The sequence below is a fragment of the Citrobacter sp. Cpo045 genome (assembly GCF_030332875.1).
Taxonomy (GTDB): Bacteria; Pseudomonadota; Gammaproteobacteria; order Enterobacterales; family Enterobacteriaceae; genus Citrobacter; species Citrobacter portucalensis.
In genome coordinates, this window is the sequence record NZ_JAOWGZ010000107.1 from 658,129 (window position 1) to 671,822 (window position 13,694).

General features: G+C 55.0%; 5 protein-coding genes. 2 read left to right on the top strand and 3 right to left on the bottom strand.

From position 1 onward, the window contains the following. Positions 1–46: 46 nt before the first annotated feature. Together OGY13_RS24880 and smpB are read right to left on the bottom strand one after the other, a co-directional pair. Entirely contained in the window at positions 47–11,254 is an 11,208-nt protein-coding gene (locus OGY13_RS24880; protein WP_286637923.1) for a BapA/Bap/LapF family large adhesin, read from the bottom strand. 583 nt (positions 11,255–11,837) lie between these two features. Further along, positions 11,838–12,320 carry an SsrA-binding protein SmpB gene (smpB, locus tag OGY13_RS24885; protein ID WP_003031211.1) on the bottom strand — a complete coding sequence of 161 codons (483 nt, stop codon included), beginning with the start codon at positions 12,318–12,320 and terminating at the stop codon, positions 11,838–11,840. Positions 12,321–12,474: 154 nt separating this feature from the next. On the opposite strand from smpB, the gene ratA reads away from it, so the two are divergent. Beyond that, positions 12,475–12,918 (top strand): type II toxin-antitoxin system toxin RatA, encoded by a 444-nt coding sequence (gene ratA, locus OGY13_RS24890; protein ID WP_003826396.1) that lies wholly within the window; start codon positions 12,475–12,477, stop codon positions 12,916–12,918. Further along, positions 12,902–13,198, top strand: coding sequence for an RnfH family protein (locus tag OGY13_RS24895; RefSeq protein ID WP_008785525.1), 297 nt, complete (start codon positions 12,902–12,904; stop codon positions 13,196–13,198). Before ratA ends, OGY13_RS24895 begins: the two co-directional genes overlap by 17 nt. A gap of 50 nt (positions 13,199–13,248) precedes the next feature. Here OGY13_RS24895 and bamE read toward each other — a convergent pair whose 3' ends face one another. Continuing rightward, on the bottom strand, positions 13,249–13,593 hold the full coding sequence (gene bamE, locus OGY13_RS24900; protein ID WP_008785524.1) for an outer membrane protein assembly factor BamE: 345 nt from the start codon (positions 13,591–13,593) through the stop codon (positions 13,249–13,251). Between the last annotated feature and the right edge of the window lie 101 nt (positions 13,594–13,694).

A 13,694-nucleotide genomic window follows, 5' to 3' on the forward strand; every position in this document is an offset into this window, starting at 1 on the left:
GGCATCCGGGGCTGTAGTTATGGCGCTTTAACGCATTGCGTTAACGTCAGGGCACGATGTGATTTTGTTGCACCAGCTCATCGAGCGTGGTGTGTACGTTCTCCAGCGTTATGAGATTGGTTGAGTGATATGTGTTGCCCGTACCGTCGCGGTCGATGGCAATCACCGTGTTGTTACCGCTGGTGGTTACGGTGAGGTAGTTGCCGAGCGTAGCGTTCTGCCCGTTCCAGCCCACCAGCAGGTCGCCGATATCGATTTTGTCACCCTGGGCCAGTGAGAAGTTGGTCCAGGTGTCGGTAGCACCATTGCTAATGTTGCCGCCGGTAGCGTCGTTGGCGTTGAGCAGGTGATAAATCAGCGTATCGCCGTAGGCGCTGCCAGTCAGGCGATCGGCATCGACGGTACTCACCACTTGCGGATTCATATTGATGGTCAGCGTAGCGGTATCGGTATGGCCATTCTGGTCGTTAAGGGTGTAGGTAAATGTCTCTTTGGTGACGATGGTGGAGAGCGAGACATCGCTGTTGAGGGCATAGGTGTAATGACCATCAATGCCAATGGTCAGTTTGCCGTACAACCCGTTAATGATGGCGCTGGTCGTGCTACTCAGCGGATCAAGCGTGACGGTACTGCCGCCCGTGCCGTTCACCGTCAGCAAGGTATGCACGCTGGCAATATGGTCTCCGTCATAAATATTGCCGGTGACACTGTTCGCTGTGGAAGTCTCGAAGTTTTGCAGGTCGATTATCGTACCTTTCACGCTGGGGGTGATGGTGATATTCCCCAGCCCCAGCCCCCCGACGCTTCCGGTATAGTCGAGGCGATAGTTGCCGGGGTGCAGTACGATCCCGCTCAAGGCTATATCGATATTGCCACCAACCAGCAATCCGCCATTGAAAGAGTTACCGGCAATCTTGATGTTGTTGCTGTCATACAGCGCCCAGGTGACGGTCAGCCCGCCCAGCGTCAGACCTGACGCGACGTTAAAATGCAGTATGGCGTTTTGCACCGCCGTTCCCGTAGCGATTTCAATGACGCCAGTACCACTTTTTGAGGTGGGTGAAAGGAGTTGGGCACTCCAGCTGGCGTTCCCGACGCTGTCGTCGGTAAACGACCGGGAAGTATCCGCCTGGGTGGTGACCGCCATCGTGCTGCTGACGTCATTTACTGCATCCAGCGCCTGTGGGGTTGGTTTGATATTCAGCGATGCACTGCCGGTATCGCCGTTTGGCGCTTTGACCTTATACACGAAACTGTCCGGCGTATTGATACCGTCTGCGCCCAGTCCGCTTCTCAGCGTGTAGGTGTAGTTCCCTTTCGCATCAATAGTCAGCGTGCCGTACTGCCCGTTAATGGTGGTTGTACCCGTTCCGTTTACGGTGACACCGTTAACTTCGGTGATAACGGTATTGGCCGGAGCCGAGTCGTTGACCAGCAGGTTTCCATTGGTTGTCGCACTCAGGCTGTCAACGGCGTAGGTGTGATCGGCCTGTATATTCAGGGTATAGCTGGTCAGCAGCGTCAGACCGCCGGAGGCGTTAAGCAGGAACAGATAGTCACCGCCAGGCAGGGTGATAGTGTAATCCGTTGAGCTACCTCCTAGCAGCGCCGTGACCCAGTTGGGCTTCACGCGGAACTGCTCATACTGCTGAATGGACTCGTTGAAGCGATAAACATAGAGGTCAAAACCGCCAACCGTGACGCCGAGAACGCTGGCCTTGACGGTCAGCGTGCGGGTTGCGCCATCATCCACATTAAATTTGATCGGATTGGTTAAACCGTTAACCAGACTGACATCCAGCACATTGCCCAGTCCGACGTTGGCGAGGGTGAAGCCGGTTTGCTGTGATGTGCCATGATCAACCGCGATGACCTGCGTCCCGTAAGTCAGCGCAGCCACATCGTCTGCCGCGGTTACCGTACTGGTGGTGGGCGCCTGACCGAGCGTTACCACCAGTTTTGCCGAGGAGTGATCGCTGCCATGCGTCAGCGTGTAGGTGAAACTTTCGGAACGGCCATACACCGAGATTGACGTATTGGTCAGGGTATAGGTGTAACTACCGTTCTGATTGATATGCAGGATGCCGTATTTCCCCTGCACATCAATGCCGCCCGCCGGGATGTTCACGACGTTGCCGTTACCGTCGGTGATGGCGGTGACCAGCGTGCCGGAAGGGGCATTATCCTGCCCGTTGGCGGGATCGGTATCGGTGATGATATTGCCAGACTCGGTAGTACCGCCGGTGATGGTTCCTGCGCTGGCTTTTACCACTGAGACATCAAGGCTGGTGTATGCCCCGGTCGCCAGCAGGTTGGTGTTGTAGCTGACCACGCGGTAATCACCGCCAGTCAGTCCGCTGTAATTGAGCGTTACGCCTGAGGCGCCCAGAGTGAGGAGGCTGGCAAAGTCTGGTTTTCCGGTATCCACCACCGTCACCCAGGCATTCAGCGCGGTGTCAAAGCGCTGGATGACGACTTCAAGTGTGTTTAACAGCGACAGCACTACGCCGGTCGCTGCGGCATTGATTGTAATGGATCCGCTGCCACCAGAAGCGATGCTGAAATTCACGCTTGCCGTATCGTTCCCCAGCACGTTGGCGACATTTCCCAGCGCATTAACCAACAGGAAACCATAATCGCTTTGATGCTCGGTGCTGACGGTGACATCGGTTTGTAGCGGCAGGCTGGTGATATTGTCTTCAGCCAGCAGCGGCAATACTGGTGCGAGAGCGCTTGTCGGCGATGAGGTATTTCCCGCCGCATCGGTCGCCGTGGCGGACAGCGACTGCCCTTCAATCTGGCGAACCGGCAGGTTGACGCTGTAGACACCGCTGCTGTTGGCGATTGCCGTCACGCTGGTGCCGCCGGGCAGAGAAATGGTGACCGTGCTTCCCGCTTCGGCGACGCCGCTGACGGTACCGCCATCGGCGCTGATCAGGATCGTTGGCGCGGTCGGTGGCGTGGTGTCCACAATCACGCTGAACGAACCGGACAACCCACTTGCGCCGTTGGCGTTGGTTGCCGTGGCGGTAAACGTATGGTTACCTTCGCTGAGTGCACCGGATGGGGTAAAGCTCCAGATCCCGTTACCGTCTGCGGTCGTGAAGCCCATTAGCACGCCGTTGTTGTACAGATTGATGACGGCGTTAGCCTGCGCCGTTCCGCTGAGCGTTGGCAGGGTGTCATTGGTGGTTTTACCGGGAGCGACGGGTCCCATGATAGTGCCGACGTCATCGAGCACGCTGGCAATAACAGGCGCAGGCGGTACGCCGGTAAACGGTGCCAGCACGTTACCCGCCGTACCGATGTTGCCTGCGGCATCCTGTGCGCTGACCAGCAGAGTTTGCCCACTGATTTGCGGTGGGTTCAGAGTGAAGGTGAAATTACCGGAGGCGTTGGCGGTTGCCGTGCCGAGCATCGTTCCGCCGCTGGAGGTAATAATGACCGTGCTGTTTGGTTCGGCAACGCCGGTGAGCGCGGTGCCGTTGGCGTTTACCGCCAGCCCGGTTGGGATACCCGGGGCAACGGTATCGACCACGATCGCTGCCGCAGACGATATGCCACTGGTATTACCCGCACTGTCCGTTGCAGTGATGGTAAACGAGTGGGTACCTTGTGCCAACGCGGTAGTCGGGGTGTAGCTCCAGTTGCCGCTGCCGTCCGCCGTTACGCTGGTGACAAAGCTGCCGTTATCATAAATATCAACTCGCGCGTTGGCTTCCGTGATGCCGTTTAACGTTGGGCGCGCGTCGTTGGTCGGCTGATTGCTGCCAATCGGCCCGGTGTTTGGCCCAATATCATCAATAATGCTGCTGATTGAAGGCTGCGTCGGCGCCGTGGTGTCAACTACCACGCTGAAGCCTGCCGTCGCGCCGCTGGTGTTGCCCGCCGCATCAGTGGCGGTGACAGTGAAGGTGTGCGATCCATTCGCCAGCGGTGTGGTTGGGGTAAACGACCAACTGTTATTGCTTTGCACCAGCGCGGTACCCAACAGGGTGCTTCCGTCATAGATGCTGACGGTACTGCCTGCCTCGGCGGTGCCGTTCAGCGTCGGGCGCGCATCGTTGGTCAGCTGTCCGTTGCTGAGCGCTGCATTGAACACGCCGCCTGCGATATCATCCACCACAGAGACCAGCAACGGGACGGATGGTGCAATGGTGTCGACATTAATCGTAAACCCGCCTGAGACAGGACTCACGTTCCCGGCGGCGTCGGTGGCGATAGCGGTAAACACATGCTGACCGTTGCCAAGTGTGGTGGTCAGATATTCCCAGGTGCCGTCTATCGTCGCAGTCACCGTTGCCAGCAGCGCGCCATTATCGTAGATGGCTACCCGGGCACCGGCTTCCGCTGAACCGCTGAGTACGGGACGGGTGTCGTTGGTAAAGGCTCCGTTCGATAGCGTTCCGGTTCCCGGCTGCACGTCATCAAACGCCTGGATAATCGTTGGCGCAAGCGGGGCGACGGTATCAACAACGATGTTAAATCCTGCAGACGTCGGGCTGATGTTTCCGGCCGCGTCGGTGGCTGTTACCGTCAGCGCGTGGTTACCATTGCCAAGTTGGGTTCCCGGTGTGAAGGTCCAGGCGCCCGTACCATCCGCTGTGGTAAAGCCGATAAACGATCCGTTATCGTAAATTCTCACCGTGGAATTGGCTTCAGCCGTACCGCTAAGCGTCGGGAGTGGATCGTTCGTGGCCTGACCGTTGTTCAGATTACCGATCAGCGGGCCGACATCATCCGCAACCTGAGTAATCACTGGTGCTGTCGGTGCCATAGTATCGACGGTGTAGGTAAAGCCACCAGAAGGCAGACTGGTATTGCCTGCGCTATCTGTAGCCGTGACGGTCAGAGTATGCTGGCCGTTACCCAATGCCGCGGAGGGTGTAAAACTCCAGCTTCCGCCTGCGCCGACGATGGTGGTGCCAATGGCCTGACCATCGCTCAGGACGGTAATCGTCGCGCCAACTTCACCGGTACCGCTGAGCGCCGGGCGACTTTCGTTGCTGATTTGCCCATTGGAGATAGGCCCGGTTGTCGGCGCAGTATTGTCCTGAACGGTCAGAATTACCGGTGCAGACGGGGCAATTGAATCGACCAAAATGGTGAATGAGGTGGAGTCTCCGCTGGTGTTGCCAGCTGCATCCGTCGCCGTCACGGTAAAGATATTTTCGCCCTGCGCCAGCGCGTTTGTAGGGGTGAAGCTCCAGTTACCGGATCCATCGGCATTTGCGGTGCCAATGATCGTACCATTACTGAGAATAGTGACAATGGCATTGGGTTCGGTAATGCCATTCAGTGTAGGTTGGGCATCATTGGTCAGTTGACCGTTGGTCAACTGAGTGCTTCCCGGCTGATCGTCGATGACTGACACAATCGTTGGCACTACTGGTGGGAGTGTGTCGACCAACAGAGAGAATGGCGCGGTTGCCGGGCTGACGTTACCCGCGGCGTCCGTGACCGTGGCGGTCAACGCGTGATTGCCCTCGCCGAGCGCCGGAGAAGGCGTAAAGCTCCAGTTGCCGCTTCCGTCGCTGGTGGTTGTGCCAATCACCGTGCCGTTATCGCGGATGGTGACCACGCTATTCGCTTCGGTGGTACCTTCCAGGGTTGGCGTATTATCGTTGGTTGTCTGCCCGGAAATGAGCGTGGTTGTTCCACCTACATCGTCGGTTACTGACACAATAACTGGCGCACCAGGCAGGCCTGTGTCCACCGTTATTGGGTAGGATGCGGATGGGGCCCCCTGATTGCCAGCCGCGTCAGTGGCGCGCACGGTAAACGTGTGAGGGCCGTCATTCAGGGCATTTTGCGGGGTAAAGCTCCAGTTTCCGCTGTTGTTAACGGTAGTGGTGCCGATGGACACGCCGCCGTCATAAACCGTAATGGTCGCCCCAATCTCGCCAGTACCACTCAGTGTTGGGCGCGTGTCGTTAGTGCTTTGTCCACTGCCGACATTGCCCGTCACCGGAGCCACATCATCAGTAACGGCGGTGATGCTTGGCGCGAGCGGCGCGGTGGTATCGATGGTAATGGCATAGTTTGGCGACTGGCCGCTGGTGTCGCCATTCACCGTTTGAGAGACAGCGTAGTTCCAAGTCGTGCCGTCCGCCAGCGCGCTGGGGATGGTGTAGCTCCAGGCACCGGTACTCGCGTCAGCCGGGACGGTGATCAGCAGGATTCCGTTTTGGTAGATATTTACATCAGCGCCGGCTGTTGCCACGCCTTGTAAGGTTGGCTGCGTGTCATTGGTCGTTTTTCCGTTACCAATTTCAGTTAAACCGGAAGGAACATCGTCGATGATTTGCAGAGTCGGTGGGTGTGGAAGGCCCGAGATTGAGGCGGTAAACGATGTTTCTCCGCTTTGGTTGCCCGCCGGATCCTGAGCGATCGCGTTCAATGCTTCACCCGCCGTCTGAGCCGGTGAAATCGTGACGGTGTATGCGCCGGTAATGCTGTCAGCAACGGCCTGGCCGAGGACCGTGGTGCCATTTCTGATAATAACGGTGCTGCCTTTTTCGGCCGTCCCGCTCACCAGCGTACCGTTATTATCTATGGTGGTTACGATGGGGGCAGTCGGCGCTTGCGTATCGGTTGTTATAATTACCGGGTTGCCCGCCGGGAGGCTATTGCCTGCCGCATCCTGCGCGCCAAAGGTCAGCGTATGTTGCACATTGGGCGAAAGCGGAACGTCCACGCTCCATTTGCCATCGGCTCCCACCGTGATGTTTAGCGGGATGAGATTGCCATTATCATAGATTAGGATCGTACTGCCCGGTGTTCCCGTTCCGCTGACGGTGGGGGAGAGATCGTCCGTCACGCTTCCATTGCCGAGTGTACCGGTAATCACGCCGACGTCATCTGCAATATCCGTCACCTGCGGGGCGGTAAGCGGTGTCGAATTCACCGTAAACGAGATGCTATTTGAGGTACCGCTGGGGTTGCCTGCGGCATCGGTGGCGACTGCCGTCAGCGTGTAGGTGCCGTTGGGCAGCGCCGTCGTCGGTGTGATGTTCCACAAACCATTCACTACGGTCGTGGTGCCGATAACCGTCGTGCCGTTATACAGCGTAATGATCGAGCCGCTTTCTCCTGTTCCTCGCACGGTCGGCGTACTGTCATCGGTTGTGCCGTTCTCTGCAATATCTCCCTGAATAGTGCCTGCGTTGTCATCTGCCGCCTCGATCGTAGGCGTTGCGGGAGGCGTAATATCAATGTTCAGGGTGACGGCAGTCGACGGCTGGCTGACGTTGCCTGCCGGATCGGTTGCGGTGATGGTGACCTGATAACTGTCCGGGTTAATATCCGTGGTCGGCGTAAAGCTCCATGTGCCGTCTGCACCAACCTTGGTGGTGCCCAGTGGTGTGGTATTGCCGTCGAGATACACCGAAATAACATCCCCCGACGTACCGGTGCCGCTAAAGGTTGGCGTGGTGTCATTGGTATTGCCATTCGTGACCACGCCCGTTACCGGAGCCACATCGTCGGTAATGACAGGCGCGCCAGGCTGCACGGGGGGCGTATTGTCAACCGTCAGGGTAAAGCTCGCCGACGGGATCCCCGTATTGCCTGCTGCGTCAGTCGCTGTGGCGGTGAATTTATGCGGTCCTTCAGGCAGCGCATTCGGTGGCGTAAATGTCCATGTACCGTCAGGCTGGACGGTGGTGCGACCCAACGTTGTGCCGTTATCAGCAACGGTGATGGTTGCTCCCGGCTCGCCAGTACCAGAAAGAACAGGGGTGGTACTTTTCGTACTGCCGCCGTTTGCCAGGGGGAGGGTAGCGCCGCCTATCAGTCCCTCTCCGGCGACAATAATCGGAGCAGCAGGTGGCGTGGTATCGATGGTTAACGCAAAGCTTGCGGGTGTGCTGGCATTACCTGCGGCATCTGTAGCCACGGCGGTCAGCGTGTGCGGCCCTTCGCTTAGCGGTTGAGTCACCTGAATGCTCCAGTTACCGTCCGCCGGAACCAGCACGCTGCCAATAGGCGTCGTGCCGTCATACAGCGTGACGGTTGAACCGGCAACACCCGTGCCGTTAAGTTTTGGTAGCGTATCGTCCGTACTCTGGTTGGTAAATAGATCGCTTTTAATGCTGCCGACATCATCCGTCATGCTGAGAATGACTGGCGTGGCAGGCGCTTGTGTATCAACCGTGATCGTCACAACCGTTGGCGAGGTGGTGACGTTACCTGCCATATCTGTAGCCAATACCGTGAAATTATGCGCCTGGTCAGTGAGCGGAGCGCCATTTGGCACTGTATAGCTCCAGGAACCTGAGCTAGTGACGAGGATGGTGTCCAGTAAAAGGCCATTGTCAAACAGGCTAACTAACGAACCTGGCTCACCGGTGCCTGAAATCGTCGGCGTGTTGTCGTTGGTGATGCCGCCGTTGCTCGCAACGTCGCCGGTTATCGTACCGACGTTATCGTTCACCAGCGTGATTGCGGGAACAATTGGCGCAATGGTATCGACAATGATTTTCCAGCTTGCCGCGCTGCTGGTGTTATTCGCGGCGTCTGTGGCTGTCACCGTGAAGATGTGAGCGCCCTCGCTCAGCGCCGAGGCTGGCGTATAGTTCCAGTTACCGTTGATATCAGCGACAACGGTCGTCAGCAGGGTGCCGTTATCGTAAATTTTGACCTGAGAACCTGCTTCGGCGGTGCCTTCCAGCTTAGGTTTGCTATCGTTGGTGACATCGCCGTTATTGAGAGGGCCCTGATACATGGGCTGGTCATCCGTCACGGCGGTGATGATGGGCGTTCTAGGGGCGGTAATATCCGGAGCCACCGCGGAAGTTGGCTGACTCTCGTTATTGCTACTGTCCGTTGCGGTAACTTTTACCGTTTCGCCGTTCATTTTCGACGGCGTAATCGACACCGTGAAGTTGCCGCCGCTGTCTGCCTGGCCTGTGCCGATCTGAATACCATTGCTGTCTTTTACAGTGACGGTGCTTCCCGCTTCAGCATGTCCGCTTACAGAACCACCGTCCCCGGCGACGGTGACGCCGGTTGGCGCGTCAGGCGCCGTGGTATCCGGGGCGGTAATCGCGCTGTTGCCGCTGGTATTGCCAGCAGCATCCGTCGCGTTGGCGACAAGATGTTCTCCGTTGGTCTGCGGCGGAACCAGCGTGGCGGTGAATTCTCCGTTCGAGCCGGCGGTTACTGTTCCAATTATCGCGCCACCAGGATCCAGAATATGTACCGTACTATTGGGTTCAGCCATGCCGGTAACCTGATCGCCTGTAGGATTAATCACCAGATTAGCTGGCGGCAGCGGGGCCGTGATGTCTGGCGCGAGCGCGGTTTCCGGTAGGCTTGGGTTCCCGGCAGGATCGGTGGCGATAGCGGTAATGGTTTCACCATTGGTCTGAGGCGGGTTAATGGTGATGGTAAATGAGCCATCCGTTCCGGCGACGCCGCTGCCGATCTGAAGACCGTTATTATTATTGATGGTCACGGTACTTCCTGGTTCGGCTGTACCGGTGACGACAGAGCCGTCGGCAGATACGTTCAGATCGTCCGGAGCTGACGGTGGCTGAGTATCGATAGTGATATTGAATGCCGCTGACGTTCCTCCCGTGCCCAGGTGGTTGGTTGCTGTGGTGGTGAAGGAGTATGAGTCGTCCTGCAAGTTGGTGTTGGAGGTCCAGGTCCAGTTGCCGCTGGAATCGGCAAGCACGCTTACAACAAGCGCGCCGTTGTTATAAATGTTAACCGTGCTGTTGGCGTCTGCGGTACCCGAGATCGTAGGCGTTGGGTCGTTGGTGGCCTGATTATTGTTCAATGGCCCAGTTGAGGGGGTAACATCATCCACAATGCTGATGATAACAGGCACGCCCGGGTAGCCAGAGTTGGTGGCATTGAAGGACGTGTCTGGCCCGACGTTGCCTGCCTGGTCCTGAATCTTCGCGATCAGCGCTTCACCGTGCGTCTGTGAAGGTGAAATCGCGATGACGAAATTGCCGGTTTGATCAACGGTAGTTGACCCCAAAACCTGATTATTACTACCGATGATAATGACCTGGCTTCCTACCTCAGCACTACCGGTTACCTCGGTGCCTTGCAGGTTTACGGAGGAAATGACCGCGCCTTCAGGCGGGGTGGTATCAACGGTGAATGTCGGTACACTCGTTTCCGTGCTCACGTTACCCGCATCGTCAGTTTGCGTCAGCGTCAGATTGTGAACACCGTCGCTAAGCGGCGTGTCAGGTGTAAACGTCCAGTTACCATTGTCATCCACCTGAACCATGCCAATCAGAATGCCATTATCAGAAATGCTGATGTAAGAGCCCGCTTCACCAGTGCCTGTGAGGGTTGGCGTGGCATCGTCGGTTACACCGTTATTACCTATCAAGCCTTTAATGGAGCCTGAATCGTCAGTTACTTCTGTGACCACAGGGGCGTCGGGGGCAAGCGTATCGACAATAATCTCCCAACTGTCCGACATGTCGCTGCTGCCCGTACCGTCTGATGCACTGACGGTAAACTTGTGGGTACCGTCTGCGAGTGGAGAGGATGGCGTAAACGACCAGTTGCCGTTGGCATCGATAGTGACCCGGCCGATTTCGACGCCGTTATCAAAAATATGCAATGTGGCATTTGCGGGGCCGGTGCCCTGGAGAGTAGGCGTATTATCGTTGGTGGATTCCTGCTGATTAACAGGGCCAGTAATCAGCTCCTGGTTATCGATTACGCTGGTGATAACGGGTACGTCAGGCATGTTAGGGGTTGTTGTTGGCGGTGAACCACCATCCCCATTACCACCGTTGCCATTTCCGCCATTTCCGTTGCCGGCGTTATTATCACTCCCGCCGCCGCCGCCGCCGCCGCCGCCGCCACCTCCACCACCCGCCGCGAGGCCAATTCCGCCTGCGACCGCGATCCCACCAAGAACCCACGGCCAGACGGCGCCGCCTTCATGGCTTCCCTCGGCAGTCATTAGCGGAGTGAGATCGTCCAGATGCTGGAAATGGAATGCCCCATCAGTATCCTGAACCCACCACAGCGCGCCATTACTGTCTTCCAGAACAAGCTGGTTTTGCGCATCACCTTTTCCGACATAGAAGTTCTTAATGGTGATGGTTTCACCTGAGCGGAGTGTGACAACCAGATCCTGATTCACGCGAGTCAGTTGACTTACCTCCTCACGTGACACCGACAGTTTCACGATAGAAGGCGAACTGAGCGTAACTTCAGAGGATTCAACATTTGTGGAAACGCCAGTTAATTTTGATACAACGGCGAGTAGACGCATATGTTCACTCCTGATGGCATGTCGGGAGTATTAATCCGCAACAGCGCGCTGGGAAAATGAGCAGACAGGGGCCCCGTTCACCATAAAGATGAATTTACACATGTAATTACATTGATTAGGTCATGCAGAGGTTCATTTACTTATCAAATACGTTCGGGCCCTGTTAGCTGAATAGTTCTTTCGTATTAGATGATATAGTAAGAAAGAATGTATTCTGCAACTTATCCATATTAAAAATATATTTGGCTAATTGAAAAGTATACTTTCCGGTGTGTATTTAATGATTTATTTTTATTTAACTTATTGTATTTAAAGGTTTTGTATTTTAATTGAAATGATAGGCGATATAATAAACAACAGTAATAATAGTGTTATTAAATAAGTTTGAATATAGGTGACATGGTCTTGAAGTTTTATTTTATTAGACTATGGGGCGCTACGGTAATGCCAGGGGAGTTTATTTCATACCTGAACGATTCAGCACAAATAAACCATAAATCTGATGAATGTATTGAGTGGGTTTCAATAACTAAAAAATAAGAACCAGTCTCAGGATGAGAGACTGGTCACAGGAGAATAGCGTTTAGCGACCAGCATTTTTCATAATACGCGCTTTATCTAACTGCCATTCGCGTTCTTTCACATCGGAGCGCTTGTCGTGCTGTTTCTTACCTTTCGCGACGCCAATTTTCACTTTGCACCAGGCATTTTTCCAGTACAGTGAAAGCGCAACAACGGTATAACCGTCACGATTCATTCGACCATACAGGGAGTCGAGCTCACGTTGGTTTAACAACAGCTTACGGGTACGGGTGGGATCACATACCACATGCGTTGAGGCAACAGCCATTGGCGTGAAGTTGGCGCCAAACAGGAACGCTTCGCCGTCTTTAAGGATGACGTAGCTGTCGCCGATGTTAGCTTTACCCGCCCGCAGGGATTTGACTTCCCAACCTTGCAGAGCGAGTCCTGCTTCGAACTCTTCTTCAATAAAGTATTCGTGTCGTGCACGCTTGTTAAGCGCGATTGTGGCTGAGCCAGGTTTGTGTGCTTTTTTCTTCGTCATAATGCCGCTCAGTATAGGTAATCTGGAATCGAAAAACACCCCATTTCATCCAGCGGGGCGCAAGGCGCTATCTTAGCACGAGTTAGGCTATAGCGTTTTTTTTAGCGGGGGATAAATGGTATTATTTGTGTGATTGATATTGATGGAAATTGTTATGCCTCAGATTAGCCGGACCGCTTTAGTACCTTACAGTGCGGAACAGATGTATCAGCTAGTGAATGATGTTAAATCCTATCCCCAGTTTTTACCGGGATGCACCGGTAGCCGTGTGCTGGAGTCGACTCCGGGACAGATGACCGCGGCGGTGGATGTCTCGAAAGCAGGGATTAGCAAAACGTTCACTACGCGCAATCAACTGACCAGTAACCAGAGTATCCTGATGCATCTGGTCGACGGACCGTTCAAGAAACTCATTGGCGGATGGAAGTTTACGCCACTGAGTCATGAAGCGTGCCGCATTGAATTTCATCTCGATTTTGAGTTTACCAATAAGTTAATCGAGCTGGCATTTGGTCGTATCTTTAAAGAGCTGGCTTCGAACATGGTGCAGGCCTTCACGGTCCGCGCGAAAGAGGTTTACAGTGTCAGCGTCAGCTAAAATTGTTGTTGAAGTGGCGTATGCGCTACCCGAGAAACAGTATCTACAGCGTGTGACGCTGCAACAGGGCGCTACGGTGGAAGAGGCTATCCGCGCTTCCGGGCTGCTGGAATTGCGTACCGATATCGATCTCAGCAAAAATAAAGTGGGCATTTACAGCCGTCCGGTAAAGCTTGCTGATGTTCTCCAGGACGGTGATAGGGTGGAAATTTACCGGCCACTGATTGCCGATCCGAAAGAGCTGCGCAGACAGCGAGCAGAGAAATCTGCTAAAAAATAGCAGACAATAAAAAAGGTACTCATTGAGCACCTTTTTTTGATCTGTTAATCCTACTTGTTGTCGGTCAAAGCAGGTTTGTTATCAATGTTCGTCAAAATGCCGCTGCTGTTAAAGGTCAGCGTCAGTGTTTGCTGGGTTACGCCTTCATGACCAGGTTGCTGACGGAACACATAAAACCAGGTGTTAGTGCCAAAAGGATCGGACATCATTGGTGTACCCAGAGCATAAGCAACCTGCTGTTGCGTCATACCCGTGCGCACTTTGGCGACATCGGTAGGTGTCAGATAATTTCCCTGGTTGATGTCAGGGCGGTAAACCACTCGCTCCAGAGTGGAACAGCCTGCAGTCAACATCAGTAGTACTGCTGCAGCAGCAGTCAGCGTTTTACAGCGCATAGTGATTTGATTCCTTTTCGGGCCCGAGCAGTACGCGGCTCATATGTAATATGCCGATGATAATAGACCTTTCACCACTTTAAAACCTTTTGCTGTCGGGT